A 22,597-nucleotide genomic window follows, 5' to 3' on the forward strand; every position below is an offset into this window, starting at 1 on the left:
CGGGCGGTGGATCGTCTCAGTCGGACGAGCTCAGAATGATCGCCTCGGTGGGTGGCGCGGGCATCGCCGGATGCCCGATGTAGCCGATGACTTCGAGCAGAGCTCTTCTCACCTCGGCGGGGCGCTCGAGGTGCGGGGTATGGCCGACATTCTCCAGGCTGACCTCGGTGACCGAGCCCCCAGCCGAGCGGTAGGCGTCGAGCACATCGCGGGTCTGGGTGACCATTTCCTGTGCGGGGGCGATCTCAGCGCCCGGCCATCCGGGAATGACGCCCGCGGCTCCCAGGTGGTTCAGATCGGAGACGGATGCATCCGACACGATCGAATCGGCGGTGCCGTGCACCCACAGGACCGGGGGCTTCTCGGCGAGGCCGACCACCCCCGACGTGTTGAAGTAACGTGGCGCCATGGCATTGAGCACGCCGATCGTGCCCGCCGCGAAGCCCGGCCAGTTCTCGCTCTCGACGCTGTCGCCGGGATAGTTGCCGGTTGCCGTGGAGGTCGTGTTCATCGACTCGACCCAGAGGTCCTCCTGTGCGCTCGCGTAGCCGGGCGCGACATACCCCGAGCGGAACACGCTGCGTGGCGAGGTCGGCGATTCATCCGTCGCGTCGCGGTCGGTGAGCCGACGGACGAAGTCGGAATTGGCGGCGCCGGCCCCACATCCGGCGTCGTCGTCGGTCAGTCGTGTGCCGTCACGCCGTGTGCCGCCGAATCCGTACGGCGAGACGGGCGACTGCAGCGTGAGCGAGAGGGCGGGGTGATCGAGCGCATACTGCATCACGACCCCGCCGCCCATCGCCCAGCCGACGAAGTGCGCGGTCGGAACGCCCAGTGCCGTCAACGTCGCGTGGATGTCGTCACTGAAGTCTCGGACCCCGCGGGTCGCGTCGACGGGCAGACTCTCGGTACCACCGAAGCCGCGCAGGTCGATCGCGATGATCCGCAGGTCACTCGGCAGATCGTGCATGAGCTCTTGCCAGAACAGGCTCGACGACACGCTGCCGTGGATCATCACGACCGTACTCTCCGCGGAGGCTGCGGGGTCGTCGCCCGCGCGCTCCAGGATGTTGACGTTCAGCCGGTCCGTGGCGATGAGGCGGGAACGTATGCCGTCGATGAGGGTCATGAGCCGACTATATCTCGCCCGTTTTGGCCGGAACAGGATGTCACATCGACGGTGACGACGCCGATATCGGCAGGCCGATGACAGACTGGAACGATGGCGGCTGACACTCTTCCCCCGATCGCGATCCTCGGCGCAGGTTCGATGGGCGGCGCGATCCTGCACGGGCTCGTGCGCTCCGGTCAGGCGTCGCAGCTGACCGCGACGAACCGCACGTCTGCGAAGGCGGCGGGCCTGGACGGCCTGCCGGGCGTCACAAGTTCGTCGCTCGAGGCCGACCCCGCGGCGAATGCCGCGGCCGCCGCATCGGCCGATATCGTCCTCGTCGGCGTGAAGCCCCTGATGGTGCCTGACCTGCTGCGCGAGATCGCGCCCGCGCTCCGGCCGGGTACCGTGATCGTGAGTCTCGCTGCGGGCGTGACGACCCAGCAGTTCGAAGAGATCGTGGGGGACGGCATCCCGGTGCTCCGTTCGATGCCCAACACGCCCGCCGTCGTGGGCAAGGCGGTCACGGGCGTGTCGGCCGGATCCAGTGCATCGGCGGAGGATGCCGCGCTCGTCCGCCGGCTCTTCGAGACCTGCGGCGTCGTGATCGAGCTGCCCGAGGATCAGATCGACGCGTTGTCGACGATCTCGGGCTCGGGCCCGGCGTACGTGTTCCTGCTGATCGAGGACCTCACCGAAGCCGCGCGCGGCAAGGGGTTCTCGGATGCCGACGCGCGCCTGATGGCCGAGCAGACCTTCATCGGTGCTGCCGCGCTGCTGGCTGCGACCGGCGCGGATCCCGCTGAGCTCCGCCGACAGGTCACGAGCCCGAAGGGAACGACGGAGCGCGCTATCGCGGTGCTGCAGAGCGCTCGTCTCGACGGTGTTTTCGCTGAGGCGACGGATGCCGCCCTCGCTCGCGCCCGCGAGATCGCAGCCGACGCCTGACTCTCCGCTCTAGCGGTCGAGGCCGGCGAAGCGCTCGATGTCGTTGTTGGTGCCCGAGACGATGATCAGGTCGTGGTTGGTCACGACGGTGCCCGCTTCCGCATAGCGGAATGGGTTGCCCGGGCTCTTGACCCCCACGACCGTCACGCGGTACTTGGAGCGCACTCCGGACTCGTTGAGTTCGACGCCGCGGATGAACTTCGGCGGGTACATCTTCGCCAGCACGAAGTCGTCATCGAAGCGGATGAAATCCAGCATCCGACCGCTCACAAGGTGCGCGACGCGCTCACCGGCCTCACGCTCGGGGTAGATGACGTGGTTTGCGCCGACCCGAGCGAGGATCTTGCCGTGCGACTGCGAGACCGCCTTCGCCCAGATCTGGGGCACTTTGAGATCGACGAGGTTCGCGGTGATCAGGACAGATGCCTCGATCGACGATCCGACGGCCACGACCGCGACCTGAAAATCCTGTGCGCCGACCTGTTTGAGCGCGTCGATGTTCTTCGCGTCAGCCTGCACGGTGTGGGTCACTCGTTCGGACCACTTCTGGACGAGGTCGAGACTCTCGTCGATCGCGAGAACCTCGCGGTCGAGCCGATCCAGCTCGCCCGCGCAGGCGGCGCCGAACCGGCCGAGGCCGATCACGAGGACAGGTGCATCGCTGCGAAGCTGCTCAACCAACGATCGGCCTTTCCACGGGCAGCGAATAGTGCTGCGAACGGAACGTCGCAGCCACGGCCGCGGCGAGAGTCACTGTACCAACCCGACCCATGAAGATGGTTGCAGCGAGGACATAGACGGCGGCATCGGGGAGCTCGGCGGTGAGTCCCGTCGACAGCCCGACCGTGCCGAAGCCGGAGATGACGTCGAACAGCACCTGGGCGATGTCGGCCTGCGTGATCTGAGCGATCGTGATCGTGGAGACGGCCACGATGGTCGACCCCCATGCGACGACAGACAGTGCCACCCGCTGGACGTCGCTCGGGATCCGTCGGCCCAAAACCTCGACGCTCTGGCGGCCTCTCGCCTCCGAGAGCACGGAGAGTGCGAGCACCGCGAGCGTCGTCACCTTGATTCCGCCCGCGGTGGATGCCGACCCGCCGCCGACGAACATGAGCATGGAGCCGAGGACGAGCGATGATCCGTTCAGCTCACCGATGTCGACGACGGCGAACCCGCCCGAACGCGTCATCGCGGACAGGAAGAACGACTGGAACGTGGTGTCCCACGCATCCATCGAACCGAACGTCTTCGGATTGTTGAACTCGAGCAGGAGGAACACCGCTGCGCCGCCGACGAACAGTGCCATCGTCGTGATCAGGGTCAGCTTGGCGTGCAGGGGCCAGCGACGCACGCGGAGCTGATGCTTCCACAGGGTGTAGATGACCGGAAAGCCGATCGACCCGAGAAAGACCCCCGCCATCAACACGGTGAGGAAGAAGTAGTTGTCCGCGAACACCGCGACCCCGCCGACGTTCGGGGTGAAGCCGGTGTTGGTGAACGACATCGCGGAGTAGTACAGCGACTCCCAGACGGCGGTCAGCGGATGAACGCCGCTCGCCAGCATCGCGGGGTACAGGAGCACGGCGAGGACGGCCTCGATGACCAAGGTCGACAGTGCAACGGTCGCAAGGAGCTGGCCGACCTCGCCGAGGCGGACGGTCTGGCCCTCGTTGACCGGGCCGCCGTGGGCCCGCATCGGGTTGCTGTCGCCCGCCGCGATGAGCTTGGCGCGCAGGCCCAGTCGCTTGGAGATCACGAGGCCGAGGATCGAAGCGAGTGTCAGCACGCCCATGGCACCGACGTTGACCCCGAGATAGATGACCGCATTGCCGAACGGCGACCAGCTGGTGGCCATGTCGACGGTGGCGAGCCCCGTGACGCAGATCGTCGAGACCGCGGTGAAGAGCGCGTCGGCGAAGGGGAGTGGCGTGCCATCGGCAGCCGCGATCGGCAACGAGAGCAGAGCGGTGAAGATCAGGATGAGCCCGGCGAAGACCAGGATCGCAAAGCGCGAGGGCGACGCTGTCGCGAGCTCGCGCGCACCGCGGCCGAAGCGACCCAGAGTGATCCCCAGGGCCTGGCGGGCACGCGCACCGACGGTGTCGCCCGTCATGTCACGCCCCTTTCGATCGCGATCGTTGTCATGGTACTCCGGGCGTCGGGCAGACTAACCTAATGTCATGGCGGACATCTTCGACGTGATCGCCGACGGTACCCGTCGGGACATTCTCCAGCTCTTGCGTGAACGCGGGAGCAACGGCGCCGGCGGCACGAGCGTCTCGCACATCGTCGCCGAGCTCGGTGTCAGCCAGCCCACCGTCTCGAAGCACCTCAAGGTCCTGCGCGAAGCCGAGCTGGTTTCCGTGCGCGAAGAGGGCCAGCATCGCTTCTACAGCCTGTCCGCGGCGCCGCTGGATGAAGTCGACGACTGGCTCGTTCCTTTCTTGGAGGACGGCTCCCCTCTGGCGGACGACGGCGCATCGTCCCTGCCCGATTCGGCTGCACACGCGGCGGAGCTTGTGGGCCGTGCCGCGGCCTCGGCCAAGCACGCGTGGGAGAGCGCGCTGAAGAAGCTGCCCGGTCGGTGAGCTCGCAGATCCCATGCGTCCCACAGGTTTACACGCGTCTCATGGGCGCTCTAGGCTATGACCAGCATCACGGATGGAACCTGGGGGTCGTCGATGTCGGAGCTCTCTGACGTGCGTTTCTTGACGGTCGCCGAGGTTGCTGACCTCATGCGGGTGTCGAAGATGACCGTTTACCGTCTGGTGCACGCCGGGGAGCTCCCTGCCGTGCGCTTCGGTCGCAGCTATCGGGTGCCCGAAACGGCGGTCACGGCGGCTCTGCAGCGGCCCATCGCCGACGTCGGCTAGACTGTCCCGAGGGCATTTCTCGAAACGCCCGATCCCGGACGCGAACGATCCGCGTCCAGACCCCTGACATAGTGAGGTTTTCCTTGGGTTCTGTCATCAAGAAGCGCCGCAAGCGCATGGCGAAGAAGAAGCACCGCAAGCTGCTTCGCAAGACTCGCCACCAGCGCCGCAACAAGAAGTAAATCGCGGCACGCACACCGAACGCCCCCAGACCAGGCTGAGTGCCTGTCGAAGGGCGTTTCGTGTTCGTGGCCGGCTTGTGGCCAGTCGCCCGGCAGGTCCGGGGGCTGGCAGGATGGATGCCGTGACCACACTCACGATCATCTCCAGGCCCGGTTGCCATCTCTGCGCCGTCGCGCATGAGATCGTCGAGCAGGTCGTCGCGGAACTCCCGGAGGATGACGTCGACGTCGAGGAGTTCTCCATCCTCGATGATCCGGGCCTCTACGACCTCTGGTGGGACAAGATTCCCGTCGTGCTGGTCGATGGGCACCTCCACGCGCAGTGGCGGCTGTCGCCGGATCGGCTCCGTGCCGCGTTGATCGCTGCGCCCGGGGAGGGACGCTCGTGAGCATTCGGCATGTCGTCACCTGGACGATGGCCGGCCCCGACCTCCGCACCCGCACAGCGCATGCTGCCGAGGTTGCCGAGCGTCTACGGGCTCTTGACGGCGTGGTCGAGTCGATTCGATCACTGTCGGTGGGCGTCAACGCGCTCGAGATCGACGGCAATGCCGATGTCGCCCTCGTCGCTGATTTCGATGATGCGGCCGGTCTCGCGGCCTATCAGACCCACCCTGCCCATCAGGCGGTCGCGGGTTTCGTCCGCAGTGTCACCGCTTCTCGCTCCGCCGTCGACCTCGAGATCTGACCTCACGGCGCGGGCCGCACCGTTGCGGCGATCGGGGCGAGGGCGAGGTGGACGACATCGTCGTATTCGACGCGCTCGTGCGGACCGTGCTGCACCCGGACCAGGCTTCCGTCTTCGGTGCGCACGAGAGTGCGTCGGAAGCTGCCGAGGAAGGTGCTCTCCTGCACGACGGCGGGCATGCCCCCGTCGGTCTCGCCGACGAGCCGCACATTCTCCGGTCTGAGCAGAACCTGGACCGGCCCGTGCGCGGGGTCGCCGAGGATCGGAATCCGGTCATCCCACACCCGGACAGTCGTTCCTTCCGCGACCCCGGAGACGACACTGGACAGTCCGATGAACGCTGCGACCGTCGAACTGGCCGGGCGGAGGTAGAGCTCCTCCGGGGCGCCGATCTGCTCGATGCGACCGGAATCCATCACCGCGATGCGGTCCGAGACCGCAAGCGCCTCTTCCTGGTCGTGGGTGACGAAGATCGTCGTGATGCCCAATCGCAGCTGGATGCGGCGGATCTCGTCGCGCAGTTGGACGCGCACCTTGGCGTCCAGGGCCGACAGCGGCTCATCCAGCAGCAGGACGCGCGGCTCGGTGACGAGGGCTCGCGCAAGGGCTACTCGCTGCTGCTGGCCGCCGGAGAGCTGATGAGGGTATCGATCCTCCATGTCCCCGAGGCCCACGAGGTCGAGCGCGTCGGCGGCGCGTGTCGCCGCAGCCTTCGGAGCTACCCGGCGCCGGCGGAGGCCGAAGGCGACATTGTCGATCACACGCAGGTGGGGGAACAGCGAGTAGGACTGGAACACCATGCCGATGTCGCGGCGGTTGGTCGGTATGCGGGAGACGTCGGCTCCGCCGAAGAAGACGGCGCCGACGGAGGCGGATTCGAGCCCCGCGATGATCCGCAGCAGCGTCGTCTTGCCGCAGCCCGATGGGCCCAGCAGCGAGACGAACTCTCCAGGCTTGACGTCGAGATCGACGCCGTGGAGCACCCGCGTCGTGCCGAAGTCCTTCGCGATTCCTGTGAGGCGCACGCTCGTGCCCTCGCCGGGAGTGTGGAGCAGGATGTTGTCGGATGTTCGCGGCAGCGGCCGCGGCACGGTCTCGGCGGTCATGACGGGTTCCTTCCGGTGCGCGGGCGCCCCGCGACGGCGATCGTGATGAGGAGGAGGAAGACGAGGCCGAGCGCCAGCAGAGTGAAGATGGCGGGCGCATAGGCGTCGCTCTTGCCGACGACGACCATGGCAGTCTGGAACACCTGGCGATTGAGGAGGGAAGCGATCGTGAACTCGCCCAGCACCACGGCGACCGAGATCAGCGATGCCGCCAGAAGGCCCGGGCGCAGATTCGGCGCGAGTACCCGCAAGACGACCGTGATCCAGCTCGCGCCGAGAGACCGCGCCGCCTCGGCGAGCGTGCGCATGTCGACTGCGTCGATCGACGCCTGGATCGCACGATAGGCGAACGGCAGCACGGTGATGCCGTACGCGAACGCGAGCGTCCAGGCCCCCGTGCCGAGGGTGCGCCCGATCTGGAGATAGATCGGCGAAAGCCCGACCACCAGGACGATCGCCGGGATTGTGATCGGGAGCAGCACCACGAACTCGAACGCGGGCAGGAGCCGCGCGAACCGCAGATTGACCAGGATCATCGTGGGCGCCAAGAGCAGCAGCACGATCCCGACCGTCACGACGGCGAGGGTCAGGGAATTGCCGAGTCCCACCCAGATCGGGCCGTAGAGTCGCGCCCCCGCGGGGGAGAGGACGGCAGCCCACCGGTCGAGCGTGACTCCCCCGTCATCCGCGCGCAGCGTGTAGAGCAGTGTCGAGACCAACGGGACGGCGAACAGGACGCCGATGACGATTCCGATCGCCAGGCGAGTCACGCGGGAGGGCTCGATGCCGCGAGTCGCGCTCATGCGCGCCACCGCGCGGCGCGGCGCTGCACCACGGAGTAGGCCCACATCACGACGGCGACCACCACGATCATGCCGGCAGCCAGGGCACCGGCCAGGTTCTCACGGCCGAGCACGGTCTCGCTCGTCAGCGCGGTCCGAATCTGCAACGGCACGATCTGGGAGCCCTGACTGGCCAGAGCGGCGGCGGTCGCGTATGAGGAGAAGGCGTTCGCGAACAGCAGCAGTGTGCTGGCCAGAAACGCCGGTGCGAGCACGGGGAACCCGATGTGCAGCCAGAAGCTCGCGCGTGTCCCCCCGAGGGTGAGGTTCGCCTCGGCCCACTGCGTCTTGAGCGATGCGAGAGCCGGCATGAAGGTGATGATCATCAAGGGAACCTGGAAGTAGATGTACGGCAGGATCAGCCCGGTGATCTCGTAGATCCACGGGCCGTCGGCGAAGATGTCGATCCCGAACGTGTCCTTCAGCAGCAGTGTCACGACACCGCGCAGACCGATCGTGGCGACGAACGCGAAAGCCAGCATGACCCCGCCGAACTGGGCGAGCACTCCCGAAGCGGCATCGACGGCGGTGCGCACGGGCCCTCCCTCGGCGAGGCCGAGCATCGCGTAGCAGACCAGGGCGCCCAGGACAGCGCCGACCAGCGAGGTCAGCAGCGAGAGCCCGATGGAGTTCAGGAACGTCTGAGCGACCACGGGCTCGGTCAGCGCGGTGAAGTTGTCCCACGTGAATGCGCCCTCGCCGTCGAAGAGTCCCGAACCGATCGCCAGGACCGTGGGCAGCGCGAGGAAGATCACGACGTACGCGGCGAAGGGCGCCAATCCGACAGCGGGAAGGATGCCGGCCCAGCCGACACGCCGGGCCCGAGCATGGAGCTCGGGCCCGGCGTGAGCGGAGGATGAGGTCACTGGACCGCCGCGGCCCACTTCTCGCCGAGAAGCGTGCCGGCCGCCGTGCTCTGCTCCTCTGACGGGACGACCGTGGTCTCGGGCACGGCGGGGAGGGCGTCGGCGAGAGCCTGGTCGATCGTGCCGGCATCCGTCATCGCCTGCATCCGGACCGGACGCGCACCGCCCTTGAGCCAGAGGTTCTGCACCTCGTCGCTGTAGAGGAACTCCTGCCACAGGCGGGCGGCCGCCGGGTGCGGGGCGTCCTTGTTGATCGCCTGGTTGTAGTAGCCGGCATAGCCGGTGCCCGGCAGCACGACGACCTTCCAGTCGGCGTTGGCGTCCGTGTGCGCCGCGTTCAGGTAGTCCCAGTCGAAGACGACGGGGGTCTCGCCGCTCGAGACAGTGGCGCTGGTCACGTCGACCTTGAGCATGTTGCCCGCAGCGTTCAGCTGAGAGAAGAAGTCGATGCCGGGTGTGTAGTCATCCAGGGTTCCGCCCGACTGGACGGTCGCGAGTCCGACGGCGGCGAAAGCCGCTCCCGCCTGCGTGGGGTCGCCGTTGATCGCGACGGCAGCCGTGTAGTCGGATCCGAGGAGGTCCTCGAGGCTCGCGGGAGCGGGGTACTTCGCCGAGTCGTAGCCGATCGACATGTATCCGCCGTAGTCGCCGACGAACAGCCCGGTCGGCTCCTTGAGCGCGTCGGGAATCTCGCTCCAGGTCTGAACCTTGTAGGGCGCGAATCCGTCGGTGTTCTGCAGAGCGACCGTCAGGCCGAGGTCGAAGACATCCGGTGCGGTATCGAGCCCGGCATTGGCCTCGGCGGCCTGGATTTCTTCGGCCGAGGAGATGTCGGGAGACTGCTCCTCGACGGTGATCTCGGGGTAGGTCTCAGCGAACAGATCGATGATCTCGCCGTAGTTGGCCCAGTCCCGTGGCAGCGCGATCACGTTGAGCTTGCCCTCGGCCTTCGCCGCCGCCTCCAAGTCGGCGAAGGTGCCGAAGTCGGCCAGGCTGGTGGCCGTGGCGGCATCGGCTCCGCCCGACCCCGACGGGGCGGACACGTCGGATGCACCGCTGCACGCGGCCAGAGAAAGAGCGGTGACGGCGGCCAGCGTGAAGACGCCGGCGCGGCGAAGAGTGCGGGACATGAATTCCTCTCGAGGTGCGAAGGCCGGCGCGGTTCGGGTGCGCGGGCCCAGTTGAGAGGAACGTACGGGGGTGAATCATCCGGCGGGGTCACCTTGGGTGAACGGAAGGCATACTCCCGGTGACGCTACGGTGCCAGCCGGGTCGGGCCGCGGAAGAGGTATGTCACCTCGCGGATGGAGTCCTGCCCGAGCAGCAGCATCAGGACCCGGGCCAGGCCCATGCCGAAGCCGCCGTGCGGCGGTGCGCCGTAGCGGAAGAAGTCGAAGTAGAAATCGAGATGCGCGGGGTCGAGGCCCTTCTCGCGCGCCTGGACCTCGAGCAGGTCGACACGGTGCTCGCGCTGTGCGCCGGTCGTGATCTCGACGCCGTTGTAGAGGAGGTCGTAGCTTTTCGTCAGCCCGGTCTCGGGGTCGCGCATGTGATAAAACGCGCGGATCTCGGGGTGGTAGTCGGTGATGAAGACGAACTCGTGACCATAGGTCTCCTGCACGTGTGCGCAGATCTGACGTTCGCCCTCCGGGTCGAGATCACCGTCGGTCCGGGGGATCTCGTAGCCGCGGGCCGCGACGATCTCGCGCGCCTCGGCCAGCGGGATCCGCGGAAACGGGATCTGCGGCACGACGACGTCGAGGCCGAACAGCTCGCGGATCTCGGAGCCGTGCTTGTCGGCGACGGCCTTGATCGCGGTGTGCAAGAGTTCCTCCTGCATCGCCGCGACGTCTTCGTGCGAGTCGATCCAGCTGATCTCAGCATCCACCGATGTGAACTCGGTCGCATGCCGCGATGTGAACGACGGGTCGGCGCGATACACGTCGCCGATCTCGAAGATCTTGCCGAAGCCGGCCGATTGCGCCATCTGCTTGAAGAACTGCGGACTCTGCGCGAGATAGGCGGTCTTGTCCTCGAAGTAGGGAACCTCGAACAGCTCGGCATTGGATTCGGAGGCGGAAGCCATCAGCTTCGGCGAGTGGATCTCGATGTAGTCGCGCTCGATCCAGTACGAGCGCATCGCGTGCTCGAGCGTCGTCTGCACGCGGAAGATGAGGTTGTTGCGCCGCTGGCGGAGGTCGAGGAACCGCCAGTCCATGCGCTTGTCCAGACCGCTGTCGGGCGCGATCGGCGTCTCGGCGAGAGCGGCTGCCGCGATCTCGAGTCCCACGATCTTGATCTCCACGCCGCCGAGCTTGACGCGCTCATCGTGCTTGAGCTCGCCGGTGACGGTGAGGAAGGTGCCGGTGGACAGCTCAGAGATGAGAGAGGTGAGCTCGAGCGCAGCGGCCCTCTCGGCAGACTCATCGACCGCAGACGCCTCCGGGTCGGGGCGCGTCGCGGGGTTCACCAGCTGCACGTCGCCGGTCTCATCGCGCAGGATGACGAACTGCACCTTCTTCTGGTCGCGGACGGTCTCCACCCATCCGGACACCGAGACGGGTCCGTCCGCACGGGTCTGCAGCTGGTTCACCAGAACGCGTTCACTCACGAGAGACGAGTCTACGTGGGCGGCGCAGCGCGCTCAGCTTCCCGATAGCTGCGCCGCCTAGAGTGGCGCTCATGACGGTATCGGATGGCTCGTGGCTGACGACGATCGTGGATGCCGTCGTCTCGCTCATGCAGGTGATCGGTGCTCCCGGAGCGGGCGTGGCGATCGCGCTCGAGAACCTGTTCCCGCCGTTGCCGAGCGAAGTCATCCTCCCGATGGCGGGCCTGGCCGCCAGTCGCGGGAGCTTCACGCTCGTCGAAGCGCTCGTGTGGACGACCGCCGGATCCATCGCGGGCGCGCTTCTCCTTTACGGCGTCGGGGCGTGGTTCGGCCTGGACCGGCTGCGCAGGATCGCGGCGAAGGTCCCGTTGGTGCAGGTCGAAGACATCGACCGCACCGTCGCGTGGTTTCACCGCCACGGTGGCAAGGCCGTGTTCTTCGGTCGGATGATCCCGATATTCCGGAGCCTCATCTCGATCCCGGCGGGTGTCACGCGCATGCCGTTGTGGCGATTCGGACTGCTGTCGCTCGCCGGCAGCCTGCTCTGGAACACGCTGTTCGTGATGGCCGGATTCCTCCTGGGCGAGTCGTGGCACATTGTGGAGACGTACGCCGGGTTCTTCCAGTACGTCGTCATCGCGGTCAGCGCGGTCGCCGTCGTCTGGTTCATCGTGGCTCGCGTGCGTCAGCTGCGTTCACGGCGACCGGACGCCGATCCGGCGTGAGACCCGGTTCTCAGCCTGGGCATAGAGGGCGTCCACGTAGACTGGCCGGGTGCCCGCCGACCGTCTCCATCTCGTGCGCCACGGGGAGGTCTTCAACCCCGACCGCGTGCTGTACGGGCGTCTTCCGGAATACCGGCTGAGCGCCGAAGGTCGGAAGATGGCCCGCGCCGCGGCCGAGCACGTGCGCGGGCTCGGCCGCCCTGTTGCATCGTTGGTCGCCTCCCCGCTGCAACGCACGCGGGAATCGGGCGAACCATTTCAAGAGATCTTCGGGCTCATGCCGGTCATCGACGATCGCGTCATCGAGCCGACGAACGTCTTCGAGGGCAAGCGCATGAAGCGCGCCGTGCTGAACCCGCTGAACTGGCGCCACCTCGCGCGCCCGTCGATCCCCAGCTGGGGCGAACCGTACCTCGAGATCGTCGACCGGATGGATGCCGCGATGCGCGAGGCGTGGGGGACCACGGCATCCGGCGACCTGGTCATCGTCTCGCACCAGTTGCCGATCTGGATCACGCACCTCGCCGTCGCGGGGGAGCCGCTGAGCCACGACCCGCGCAAGCGCCGCTGCGCGCTGTCGTCCGTGACGAGCTTCGAGCTCGAAGGCGACCGCTGGCGCGAGGTGGCGTACGCCGAGCCGGCCGCAACCGCCGGCGCGATCGATGTGGGGGCGGTATGACCCTTCGACCCAGCTATGCGCCCCGGCACCGGGCGAGACCCAGGATCGCGGCATCCGCTCTCGTCGTCGTGCTGGGCCTCGGACTGGCCGCGTGCACGAGTGCGAACGACGGCCTGATCGATTCGTATCAACAGGGGGGCGACACCGGATTCATCTCCGGTGACGGCAGCGTGCAGGAGATCGCTCCCGACCAGCGCGGCGACGCCGTCGACTTCACGGGCACCGCCGTCGACGGCTCCACCGTCACGAGCTCGGACTTTGCCGGAGACGTCCTCGTCCTCAACTTCTGGTACGCCGGGTGCGGGCCGTGCCGTGCCGAAGCGCCGACGCTGGAGGCGGTCGCCCAGAAGACCGGCGCGAACTTCCTCGGGGTGAACATCTACGACGGACCCGAGCAGGCCACCGCGTTCGAGCAGACGTACGGCATCTCGTATCCATCGGTGCTGGCGAAGGACGATGCCGCGCTCAAGCTCGCGTTCGCGTCGTGGACGCCGCTGCAGGCCGTGCCCATCACGCTCGTCCTCGATGCCCAGGGCCGGGTCGCCGCGCGCTTGATCGGCCAGGTCGAGAGTGAGTCGATCCTCACGACGATCGTGGACGACGTGCGGTCGGAACAGTCATGAACCAGGTCGTCGTGGACGGCGCCCTCTGGCTCGCGCTTCCGATCGCCATGCTCGCGGGTCTCATCTCGTTCGCCTCGCCGTGCGTGCTCCCTCTGGTGCCGGGGTACCTGGGCTTCCTCGGTGGCTCCGTCGATTCCGACACCCGCAGAATCTCAGCCACTCCGCACGATTCCGGCGAGATCCTGCGGAGTTCGCGCCAAGCTGCGCGCGTGCGCACCGGACGCGGGCGCCTCGTCGGCGGGGTCGTGCTCTTCATCTCCGGGTTCACCGTCGTCTTCGTCGCGATGGGCGTGCTGGCCGGGACGGCCGGGCGGGTCTTCCTGCAGTATGGCGACGTCATCACCCGGGTGCTGGGCGTCGTCGTGATCGTCATGGGGTTCGTCTTCCTCGGCGTCTTCGGGTTCGCCCAGCGGGCGTTCAAGCCGCAGGTACGACAAGGCCTCGGCCTTGTCGGTGCACCGCTCCTCGGCGTCGCGATGGGCATCGGCTGGGCCCCGTGCATCGGCCCCACGTACACCGCGATCCTTTCCGTGTCCTTCGCGCAGGGTGATCCCTGGCGAGCTGTCGCGCTCGCGGTCGCGTACTCGCTGGGGCTCGGCATCCCGTTCGTCCTTCTCGCGATCGGCTTCGGCTGGGCGACCCGCTCAGTGACATTCCTGCGTCGGCATATTCGCGCAGTGAACATCATCGGCGGCATCCTGCTGATCGTGCTGGGTGTCCTCATGGTGACCGGCCTGTGGGCATCGGTCATGTCGCAGCTCACGGGGGTGATCGGCAGTGTCGAACTCCCCCTCTGACGGCGAAACGGTCGACTCCGGCGACGGCTCGGAACCGCTCCGCCCGGCCGATCACGTCGACGCGCAACCGGCATCCGCCAACGGCTTGGCTCAGCCGAAGCTCGGAGTCGTCGGCTGGATGCGCTGGGGCTGGCGGCAGCTGACGAGCATGCGCACGGCGCTCGTGCTCCTGCTGCTCCTCGCGATCGCCGCGATCCCCGGCTCGATCGTGCCCCAGCGCACCGCCGATCCGAACGGCGTCGCCCAGTACAAGACGAACAACCCGGACCTGTATCCGATCCTCGATCAGCTGCAACTGTTCGACGTGTACTCATCGGCGTGGTTCTCGGCGATCTACATTCTGCTGTTCATCTCGCTCATCGGCTGTGTCATTCCGCGCACGAAACACCACTGGAAGGCGCTGCGGGCCCGTCCGCCCCGTACTCCGGCGCGGCTGTCGCGGCTGGATGACCACGTCGAGATCCTGCGAGAGCTTCCGGCGGGGGCGGATGCCGCGGCATCCGCCGTCTCGGCGATCGACCTCGCGCAGGCGCAGCTGAGAGCGGCGGGCTATCGCGTCGAGCGCTACGACGGCCGCGGCGTCGCGTCGGTCTCGGCGGAACGCGGCTATGCCCGTGAAACCGGCAACCTCGTCTTCCACAGCGCGCTGGTCGGAGTGCTGCTGGCCGTCGGGATCGGCGGAGGACTCACCTACACAGGGCAGACCGTCGTCGTGGAGGGTGACAGCTTCGTCAACTCCCTCGGCCTCGGGTACACCTCGTTCAACCCGGGGCGCTTCGTCGATACGAATGCGCTCTCGCCGTATGCGATCACTCTTGACTCCTTCGAGGTCAGCTACGTCCCGGTCGGCGAGCCCGGGCAGGGACAGGCCGGTAGTTTCGCCGCGAACGTGACGGTCGCCGAGCCGGGCCAGAGCCCCCGAGACGGCGTCGTCCGCGTCAATCACCCGCTGGCGGTGACCGGTGACAGCATCTATCTGATGGGCAACGGCTACGCGCCGACCATCACCGTGCGCAACGCCGACGGCGACGTCGTCTTCCGCGAGGACGTCGAGTTTCTGCCGAAGGACGCCAACATGACCTCGCAGGGAGTCATCAAGATCCCTGACGGACTGTCGGAGCAGCTGGGGCTCATCGGCTTCCTCTACCCGACGGCCGCCACGCTGCACTCCGGAGCGTTCACCTCCGCGTATCCCTCGCTGGCAAATCCTCTGCTGACCCTCTGGGTCTACGCGGGCGATCTCGGCATCGACGACGGGACGGCGCGCAACGTCTACGCGCTCGACCCGAGCGGCATGACGCAGCTCGCCGGCAAGGACAGCGGCACCGAGGCTTTGGAGCTCGAACCGGGCGAGACAGTCGACCTGCCGCGGGGAATGGGCTCGATCACATTCGAGGACGCGACCGCGAACGGCGCCGCCGAACAGGTCAAGCGCTATGTGTCGCTCTCGGTGCATCGTGATGTGGGCGCGCCGTTCGTCCTCGCTTTCGCGGTGGTGGCCCTGCTCGGACTGCTCGCGGCGCTGTTCATCCCCCGGCGTCGGATGTGGGTCAAGGCCACTCCCGGAAACGGCACCCTGACGCTCGAATACGCCGGACTCGCGCGCGGCGAAGACCCCGTGATCGCTGCCGCGGTCGCCGATCTCGCGCGCACCCACGGCGCTTCGCTCCCTGCCGAGACACCAGAGCCCCACGCGTAGACTGGACCACATGCCTCAGACCGGACTGCAGCTCGACGACGTCTCCGTGCTCCTGCTCTGGACGGCCGTCGCCATCTACACGCTGGCCTTCATCGCGTACGCGATCGATCTCGCGCGTCGCTCCGACCTCGCACTGCGGGCGAAGGATGCCGCGCCCGCTCGCGTTCTGGTCGCGGCCGGTGCTGCGGAGAGCCGTGACGATCTGCGCGCACGGCAGGCGCAGGCGCAGTCCGACCTCGAGGCGCCGCTCGGCGAGCGGCGGCGCGACGTCTGGGCGCGGATCGGCACCTCGCTGACCGTCCTCGGCTTCGCGTTCCACGTCGCGGCAGACGTCACCCGCGGATTCGCGGCCGGGCGGGTGCCGTGGTCGAACATGTACGAGTTCGCCCTCACCGGCACGATGCTCATCGTGGCGGTGTATCTGGTCGTGCTCCTTCGCTACGACCTGCGTTTTCTCGGCACATTCATCACGATCCTGGTCGTGATGCTGCTCGGGGCCACCGCGATCTGGTTCTACACCGACGTGGTTCCGCTGGCAGATCCGCTGAAGAGCCCGTGGCTCGTGATCCACGTCTTCGTCGCGTCACTGGCGACCGCGCTGTTCGCTCTCGCGTTCGCGCTGTCGGTGCTGCAGCTGATGCAAGCCCGGCGAACGAAAGCGGTCGCCACGGCGGATGCCGTCGCCGATGCCCCGGTATCCGCCCCCACCCGCAGCGGTCCCCGGTTCCTTCGTACCCTGCCCTCTGCGGACGTCCTGGAATCGCTGGCATATCGCTTCGCGATCATCGGCTTCATCTTCTGGACTTTCACGCTCATCGCCGGTTCGATCTGGGCCAACGGCGCGTGGGGCCGCTATTGGGGATTCGACACGAAAGAGGTCTGGACCTTCGTGATCTGGGTGCTCTACGCGGGCTACATCCACGCGCGCGCGACGCGCGGCTGGCGCGGCACGCGCTCCGCGTGGCTGTCGATCGTCGGGTTCGCCGCCGTCATGTTCAACTTCACGATCGTGAACATGTTCTTCAAGGGTCTGCACGTCTACAGCGGCCTGAGCTGACCAGCGGCATCCACCAGCAGGTCACGCGATCGGTCCGGCGGCCGGCACGCCAGAGGCAGGTCGAGTCGCCCGCTTCACGGCTGCGGCGCGCGCGTTCGGCGTCGCACGGCGCCGGCCCGGTGCCGGCGTCCGGCGTCAGGCCAGCGAGGCGGATGTCGCCAGGAGGGCTTCTGCGCTGACCGTACGCCGACGGGCGACCGCCAGCACGGTGGCCCCGAAGGCCAGCACCGCCCAGAGGATCATTCCAGCCACGCCCGCGCCGATTCCGCCGGCGTCGGTGAGTGCGCCGAGCATCGCCTGGTAGGCCGGGGTCGTAGGCATGAGGCCGGCGACGGAGGTCAGTACGCCCGGCACAGTCGAGACGACCCCGGTCGCGACCGCGAGGACTCCGATGAGCGCCGAGATCCATCGACCCGCGCCGCCGAACACCCCGATGAGCGCTTGGTTGACCGCGGCGAATGCGACGCCGGCGAGCACCGAGAGAGCCGCGAAGCCCACCCAGGTCGACCACTCGTACGATGCCGCCAGCTGCACGACGACGGCGAGGAGGAAGCCCTGCCCTGCCCCGATCGCGGCGGCCGGGAGCAGGCTTCGCAGTGCCAGCAGCACGGAGGGGCGACGTGAGCTCAGCGCGTGCCGTGGCACCGCCTGCAGAGCGACGAATGATCCCAGACCACCGAACCACAGTGCCAGCATGCCCAGCAGCGGGATCGCCGAAGCGCCGAAGATGTTCGATCCGACGCCCTCGGTCGTCACCGGATCGGCGACGACCGCCGCAAGGTCGGTGGCCTGCTGATCGGTGTAGGAGGGGAGTGCGCCGGATGCCTCGGTCAGGCCGTCGGCGAGGCTCGAAGTGCCGGTCGCGACCTCGCTGACCCCGTCGGCGAGCTGCGATGCGCCGGCTGCCAGCTCGTCTGCGCCGTCGGCGAGCTGGTTCACGCCGGTGCTGAGGGCGGACGCGCCCGACGCCGACTGGTCGATGCCGCCCGCGACCGTGCCGAGACCCGACCGGAGATCGGTCGCGCCGGAGGCGAGCCGATCGATGCCGATCGCCGTCTGACCGAGGCCCCGCTGGATGCCACCGGCGTATCCGGCGGCGTAGCCCGCGCTCGTGGCCGCGCGCTGCACATCCACCGCGAGCTGATCGAGCGCAGCGCAGACGGCGACCTGATCGGGTGTCCTCGGCGCCGTGCATTCGTTCTGCGTCCGCAGGGTCTCATACGAGGTCGCCAGCGACCCGGTCGCCGCGGCAGCGTCGTTCGCGCTGCGGACGTTCGCGGCAGCGGTGCCCCCGAGAGTCCCGTCGGCGGTGGCGGTGAGCTGCGCCGAGATCTGCGTCAGCCCGTCTGCGAGCGCCCCGGCGCCGCTCGCCGACTGGCGGGTGCCGCCGGCGAGCTGCGACAGCCCGTTCGAGAGTTCACCGACGCCCCCACCCAGCTGCATCGCTCCGCTGGAGAGCGCGGACGCCCCGGCGGGAAGCGCGGCGGCGCCGGTCGCCGCTTGTGCCGCGCCCTCGGCGAGCTGGTGCGCGCCGGTCGCGGCCTGCCCGAGCTCATCGCCGAGGGTGGTGAAGCCGAGAAACACGTTCTCGAGGAAGACGGTCGACAGCTGTTGCCCCGTCGCGGATGCTGCCGCCTCAGCGACCTGAGCAGTGATGGCGTCGTCGACGATCAGACTGTCGGGCGCGGTGGCGATCGAAATGGTCGCCTTCTCCGGTGTACCGCCCGAGCCGTCCGAGGCGCCCGCCGTCGACGTCGCGGCGGCGGAGAAGTTCGCCGGAATCGTGATGACCGCCTCGTATGTGCCGTCGGCCAGTCCGGACCGGGCGTCATCCGTGTTGGATATCGTCCAGTCGAGGTTGCTGGGCAGGTCATCGGAGCCCTCGACCAGCCCTGCCGTGAGCTGGCGGCCGAGGGGCACGAGCTGGTCGTCGATCGTGACGGGCTCGTCGTTGTTCACGATCGCGGCGCGCATCTCTCCGAGACGCTCCGTCGGATTGTAGAGCGCCACCACGAGCAGGCCGCCGATCACGACCGGCAGCAGGAGCACCCCGGTCAGCGTCATCCAGGTTACGGGCTTGCGGGAACGCGCGCGTTCGAAGGGGAGCGTCATGAGGAGGTCACCGGGGTCGAAGTGAAGCGGGAAACGAGGGTCAGAGTCGTGATGGACGGCCGGTGAGCGTCGGCGAGCAGATCGAGAGCCGGCCCGTCGCGTCGTGCGGACGCGACGATCGTGAGCGGTGCGCCGCGCCGACGCGGCGCGGCGGCGGCATCCCGCAGGAGTGCCGCGACCTGGTCGCGGTTCGCACCGGTGAGCGTGTCGATGCCGTCGATCGCCACGAGCGATGTTCCGCCCGAGAGCGCGCGCCGCAGTTCTCGAGGCGGATCGGCCGCGCCGTCGAGCAGCGCGACGCTGACGTGCGCCCGGACCCAGGCGGCGCGGCCAGGCAGGAGATGCCCGGCGACGCGGAGCCGCCCGCCGGTCGGATCGACCCGCCCCGCGCACAGGAGGATGAACGCACGCCCGGCGCGGGGGTCCGGCGCCGTGGCGAGGAGCGTGTCACCGGGCGCCAGGCGGAACGTGGCATCTGAGAACAGCTCGACCTCGCCCACGCCGCGACCGCCGTCGACGCGCACGCCGACGCCCTCGCCCACGAGCGGGGAGCCGGTGCCGGGCTCAGGCCAATCCGCGAGGGCGATCTCGCGTTCGACGGCCTCACCCTCGATGTCGAAATGGGGGAGGATGCGGTCGAGCCGGGCCGGCATCCACCACGCCCTGTCTCCCAGCAGGGCCATGACCGCGGGGACCAGCGTCATGCGCACGAGGAACGCGTCGATCGCGATGCCCGCGGCCAGACCCAGCGCAATCGGCTTGATCGACGTGTCGCCCTCGGGGACGAACGCCGCGAAGACGGCGAACATGATCACAGCGGCTGCCGTGACGACTCGCGCGGACGCCGTGAAGCCACTGCGAACGGCGCCGAGGGCGATCGCGCGCGCGTCGACGGCTCCGCCGGACGCCTTCGCCGCCCGGCGGGCATGGACGAAGTCCTCTCGCATGCGCGAGACGAGGAAGACCTCGTAGTCCATTGCGAGCCCGAAGAGCACGCCCATCAGGATGATCGGCATGAAGCTGATGACCGGCCCGGTCCGCGTCACCTGCAGCGCATCGGCGAGCCAGCCCCACTCGAACACGGCAGCGACCACGCCGAATGCGGCGAAGATCGACAACAGGTATCCGACGGTCGCCTTGAGGGGCACCCAGACCGAGCGGAACACGATCATCAGCAGGATGAACGACAGGCCGACGACGAACAGGCCGAAGGGCAGGAGCGCTGCGCCCAGCCGGTCGGAGATGTCGATCGCGATCGCAGTGAAGCCGGTGACCTTCAGATCGACCCCGTATTCCTCGAGCCATTCGTCGTGGTGCGCGCGCAGCTCCCGCACGAGGTCGGCGGTCGCCGGGTCGTCGGGCGCCGTCTCGGGCACGACCTGAATGAGACCCGTATCGGCCGTCTCGTTCGGGGTGGAGAGAGCCACTTCCTTGACGCCGGGGATCTTCTCGACCTCCGCCTTGAGGTCTGCCATCAGGCCCAGGGGGTCGGTCGAGGTGACGATCGATCCGGTGAGGATCAGCGGCCCGTTCGACCCTGGTCCGAAGTACTCGGCCGTGAGGTCGTAGGCCTGCCTCGCTTCGCTGGAGGGCGGCTGCATGCCGGCGTTGGGGAGCGCGAGCTGCAGGCTCGCCGCCGGAATCGCCACGACGCCGAGCGTCGCGATGACGGCGATCGTCGTCACGACCGGATGCCGTGTCACGAGCATGACCCAGCGGTTCATCTTCGGAGTCGGCGTTCCGGGGGCCGCGGCGGCGGCATCCTTCTCGGTGCGATCGGTGCGATCGGTGCGATCGGTGCGATCGGTGGGTTCGATCTTGGTCGTGCCGCGGCGACGGCGGATGGTGACGCCGCGCCCGAGGCCATGGCCCCACCCGACCACGCGCTCCTTCACGAACCCGAGAAGGGCCGGCGTCAGGGTGATCGCGACCAGGACCGCGATGGCGACGGCAGCAGCGGCGGCGATGCCCATCGTGGTCAGGAACGGGATGCCGGCGAAGCCCAGACCGATCAGCGCGATCAGCACCGTCACGCCCGCGAAGACGACCGCCGACCCGGCCGTGCCGGTCGCGCGTGCCGCAGACTCTTCGGGGTCCATGCCCGCGCGCACCTGATCCTGATGTCGCGCGACGATGAAGAGGGCATAGTCGATGCCGACCGCGAGGCCCAGCATGATCGCGAGCAGGGGCGTGGTCGATGACACGGTCGCGAACGCGGTCGCCGCGTAGATCAGGGCGATCGCCAGCGCGACGCCGATGAGGGCGCTCGCGAGGGGGAAGAAGGCGACGGCGAGTGAGCGGAAAGTGATGATCAGCACGAAGAGCGCGATGAGCACGCCGACGGCCTCACTGATCGACAGCCCGGGCAGCGAGGTCGAGAAGAGGTCGCCGCCGACCACGACCTGCGATCCCGGGGGCAGTGCTGCGCCGAGCCTCGCGGACTCATCCTCGAGAGCCGTCTTCGTCGCATCGGAGACATCGGTGACCGTCCCCTCGAACTGCAGCCGGATGAGCGCGGCGCGACCGTCACCGCTCACTGAGCCGGTGACCATCTCGTCGAACGGGTCGGTGACCGCCAGCACCCCGTCGAGCTTTCCGAGTTCGTCTATCGACGACGCGATCTCGTCGCGGTAGGTGGCTTCGTCGATGCGGTCGCCGTCGGCCGCGACGACGATGTACTGGGCGCTCGTGCCGCTCGCCTGCGGAAAAGTGCGGGTGAGCAGCGCGATCCCCTCCTGACTCTCCGTGCCTGGGATGGAGAACGCGTTGTCAAAGCCCTTGATGGCGCCGGTGCCGATGCCGAACCCCACGGAGCCTCCGACGACGCCGAGCAGCAGAAGCCATGACACCAGGACCCGCCACGGGTGGCGGTACGACCAGCGGCCGAGGGACGACAGAAGTGTGGACACGAGCGCTCCGGTTCGAGGGGGGAGTAGGTCAGCGGGTTTCGATACAACGCTGTATCCAGTGCACAGGCGTATCCTAGGCGTGTTCTCCCTGGCAAGTCTGGGGACAACGTGTGAAACTGGCCTCGAAAGGGAGCCGCATGACGGACGTCAGCCCCCGGGTCGGATCCCGGCGCCGCGAGCAGACGCGCGCGCGCCTCTTGGATGCCGCCCACGAGGTATTCGGAGAGGTCGGGCTCGACGCGGCATCCGTCGAGATGATCTGCGAACGGGCGGGATTCACGCGCGGCGCGTTCTACTCCAACTTCGAGTCCAAGGAACAGCTGCTGCTCGCACTGATCACGCAGCTGACCGAGGCGAAGCTCGACGAGGTGGCCGGTCGCGTGCGCGGCCTCGCGCCCGACGTGCGCTCGGACACCTCCGCGCTCGTGCGGCAGGTGATCGGCGCGTCGCTCGGAGAAACCATGGAGCCGCAGCTGATCAGCGAGATCCGCACCCAGGCGATGCGCGACTCGCGCCTGGCGGCGGCCTATCTGACCTGGCAGGACGTCATCCGTGACCGCGTCGAGGGGATCATCCAGCAGGTGGTCACCGCGTACGGCTTGCGGCTGCGGCTCCCGCTGGCCGAGTCGGCGCAGCTCCTGCTCGACGTCTCGGAGGACACGTGCGCGCGCGCCACGCTCGAGGGTCGCCCCGCAGCCGAGATCGCAACGCTCCTCAACGAACGGATCGAACGGATCGTCGTCGTCCTGGTCGAGAGCGCCTGACC

23 protein-coding genes are annotated in these 22,597 nt (G+C 68.1%); 13 read left to right on the forward strand and 10 right to left on the reverse strand.

The genetic code is table 11. The annotated features are described in order from the left end of the window. Positions 1-16 precede the first annotated feature (16 nt). On the reverse strand, positions 17-1,129 hold the full coding sequence (locus QZV81_RS09495) for an alpha/beta hydrolase (protein ID WP_292836299.1): 1,113 nt from the start codon (positions 1,127-1,129) through the stop codon (positions 17-19). 93 nt (positions 1,130-1,222) lie between these two features. Between QZV81_RS09495 and proC the strand changes: the two genes are divergently transcribed. After that, complete coding sequence (gene proC, locus QZV81_RS09500; RefSeq protein ID WP_292836303.1) at positions 1,223-2,059, forward strand: pyrroline-5-carboxylate reductase; 837 nt, start codon at positions 1,223-1,225, stop codon at positions 2,057-2,059. A 9-nt stretch (positions 2,060-2,068) separates the two neighbouring features. On the opposite strand, the gene QZV81_RS09505 is transcribed toward proC, so the two are convergent. Further along, on the reverse strand, positions 2,069-2,740 hold the full coding sequence (locus QZV81_RS09505; RefSeq protein ID WP_292836306.1) for a TrkA family potassium uptake protein: 672 nt from the start codon (positions 2,738-2,740) through the stop codon (positions 2,069-2,071). Then, a complete protein-coding gene (locus QZV81_RS09510) occupies positions 2,733-4,175 on the reverse strand; it encodes a potassium transporter TrkG (protein ID WP_292836309.1) in 1,443 nt (480 codons plus the stop codon). Before QZV81_RS09510 ends, QZV81_RS09505 begins: the two co-directional genes overlap by 8 nt. 67 nt (positions 4,176-4,242) lie before the next feature. On the opposite strand from QZV81_RS09510, the gene QZV81_RS09515 reads away from it, so the two are divergent. The 5 genes from QZV81_RS09515 (at position 4,243) to QZV81_RS09535 (ending at position 5,805) form a co-directional block, all read left to right on the forward strand. Beyond that, positions 4,243-4,650, forward strand: coding sequence for a metalloregulator ArsR/SmtB family transcription factor (locus tag QZV81_RS09515; RefSeq protein ID WP_292836312.1), 408 nt, complete (start codon positions 4,243-4,245; stop codon positions 4,648-4,650). Positions 4,651-4,743: 93 nt separating this feature from the next. Then, a complete protein-coding gene (locus tag QZV81_RS09520) occupies positions 4,744-4,935 on the forward strand; it encodes a helix-turn-helix domain-containing protein (RefSeq protein WP_203189579.1) in 192 nt (63 codons plus the stop codon). 83 nt (positions 4,936-5,018) lie between these two features. Then, entirely contained in the window at positions 5,019-5,117 is a 99-nt protein-coding gene (locus QZV81_RS09525) for an AURKAIP1/COX24 domain-containing protein (protein ID WP_003792170.1), read from the forward strand. 122 nt (positions 5,118-5,239) lie between these two features. Further along, the gene (locus QZV81_RS09530) at positions 5,240-5,506 is read left to right on the forward strand and encodes a glutaredoxin family protein (protein WP_292836315.1); all 267 of its coding nucleotides are present in this window, start codon (positions 5,240-5,242) and stop codon (positions 5,504-5,506) included. After that, entirely contained in the window at positions 5,503-5,805 is a 303-nt protein-coding gene (locus tag QZV81_RS09535; RefSeq protein ID WP_292836318.1) for a Dabb family protein, read from the forward strand. Before QZV81_RS09530 ends, QZV81_RS09535 begins: the two co-directional genes overlap by 4 nt. A gap of 2 nt (positions 5,806-5,807) precedes the next feature. On the opposite strand, the gene QZV81_RS09540 is transcribed toward QZV81_RS09535, so the two are convergent. The 5 genes from QZV81_RS09540 to aspS all read right to left on the reverse strand — a co-directional run bounded on the left by QZV81_RS09540 (position 5,808) and on the right by aspS (position 11,230). Beyond that, on the reverse strand, positions 5,808-6,911 hold the full coding sequence (locus QZV81_RS09540) for an ABC transporter ATP-binding protein (protein ID WP_292836321.1): 1,104 nt from the start codon (positions 6,909-6,911) through the stop codon (positions 5,808-5,810). After that, positions 6,908-7,714 carry an ABC transporter permease subunit gene (locus QZV81_RS09545; protein WP_292836324.1) on the reverse strand — a complete coding sequence of 269 codons (807 nt, stop codon included), beginning with the start codon at positions 7,712-7,714 and terminating at the stop codon, positions 6,908-6,910. Before QZV81_RS09545 ends, QZV81_RS09540 begins: the two co-directional genes overlap by 4 nt. Next, a complete protein-coding gene (locus QZV81_RS09550; protein WP_292836484.1) occupies positions 7,711-8,550 on the reverse strand; it encodes an ABC transporter permease in 840 nt (279 codons plus the stop codon). The genes QZV81_RS09545 and QZV81_RS09550 overlap by 4 nt, the downstream gene beginning before the upstream one ends. 65 nt (positions 8,551-8,615) lie before the next feature. Further along, positions 8,616-9,749, reverse strand: a complete 1,134-nt coding sequence (locus QZV81_RS09555) for an extracellular solute-binding protein (protein WP_292836327.1) — start codon at positions 9,747-9,749, stop codon at positions 8,616-8,618. Positions 9,750-9,874: 125 nt separating this feature from the next. After that, on the reverse strand, positions 9,875-11,230 hold the full coding sequence (gene aspS, locus QZV81_RS09560) for an aspartate--tRNA(Asn) ligase (RefSeq protein ID WP_292836332.1): 1,356 nt from the start codon (positions 11,228-11,230) through the stop codon (positions 9,875-9,877). Positions 11,231-11,301: 71 nt separating this feature from the next. Between aspS and QZV81_RS09565 the strand changes: the two genes are divergently transcribed. The 6 genes from QZV81_RS09565 to ccsB are packed head-to-tail and all read left to right on the forward strand — an operon-like array spanning position 11,302 to position 16,810. Next, on the forward strand, positions 11,302-11,955 hold the full coding sequence (locus tag QZV81_RS09565) for a DedA family protein (protein WP_292836335.1): 654 nt from the start codon (positions 11,302-11,304) through the stop codon (positions 11,953-11,955). 49 nt (positions 11,956-12,004) lie between these two features. Continuing rightward, entirely contained in the window at positions 12,005-12,634 is a 630-nt protein-coding gene (locus QZV81_RS09570; RefSeq protein WP_292836338.1) for a histidine phosphatase family protein, read from the forward strand. Then, entirely contained in the window at positions 12,631-13,257 is a 627-nt protein-coding gene (locus QZV81_RS09575) for a TlpA disulfide reductase family protein (protein WP_292836341.1), read from the forward strand. Before QZV81_RS09570 ends, QZV81_RS09575 begins: the two co-directional genes overlap by 4 nt. Then, the gene (locus QZV81_RS09580) at positions 13,254-14,054 is read left to right on the forward strand and encodes a cytochrome c biogenesis protein CcdA (RefSeq protein WP_292836343.1); all 801 of its coding nucleotides are present in this window, start codon (positions 13,254-13,256) and stop codon (positions 14,052-14,054) included. Before QZV81_RS09575 ends, QZV81_RS09580 begins: the two co-directional genes overlap by 4 nt. After that, entirely contained in the window at positions 14,035-15,753 is a 1,719-nt protein-coding gene (locus QZV81_RS09585; protein ID WP_292836346.1) for a cytochrome c biogenesis protein ResB, read from the forward strand. Before QZV81_RS09580 ends, QZV81_RS09585 begins: the two co-directional genes overlap by 20 nt. Before the next feature lie 10 nt (positions 15,754-15,763). Further along, positions 15,764-16,810: a c-type cytochrome biogenesis protein CcsB gene (gene ccsB / locus QZV81_RS09590; RefSeq protein ID WP_292836349.1), complete on the forward strand. Its 1,047-nt coding sequence runs from the start codon at positions 15,764-15,766 to the stop codon at positions 16,808-16,810. A gap of 135 nt (positions 16,811-16,945) precedes the next feature. On the opposite strand, the gene QZV81_RS09595 is transcribed toward ccsB, so the two are convergent. Then, complete coding sequence (locus QZV81_RS09595; protein ID WP_292836352.1) at positions 16,946-18,922, reverse strand: YhgE/Pip family protein; 1,977 nt, start codon at positions 18,920-18,922, stop codon at positions 16,946-16,948. After that, positions 18,919-21,831 (reverse strand): MMPL family transporter, encoded by a 2,913-nt coding sequence (locus tag QZV81_RS09600; RefSeq protein WP_292836355.1) that lies wholly within the window; start codon positions 21,829-21,831, stop codon positions 18,919-18,921. The genes QZV81_RS09595 and QZV81_RS09600 overlap by 4 nt, the downstream gene beginning before the upstream one ends. Positions 21,832-21,968: 137 nt before the next feature. Between QZV81_RS09600 and QZV81_RS09605 the strand changes: the two genes are divergently transcribed. Beyond that, positions 21,969-22,595 carry a TetR/AcrR family transcriptional regulator gene (locus tag QZV81_RS09605; RefSeq protein ID WP_292836358.1) on the forward strand — a complete coding sequence of 209 codons (627 nt, stop codon included), beginning with the start codon at positions 21,969-21,971 and terminating at the stop codon, positions 22,593-22,595. Positions 22,596-22,597 lie beyond the last annotated feature (2 nt).

The sequence above is a fragment of the Microbacterium sp. genome, from assembly GCF_011620665.1.
In the GTDB taxonomy this organism is placed as follows: domain Bacteria; phylum Actinomycetota; class Actinomycetes; order Actinomycetales; family Microbacteriaceae; genus Microbacterium.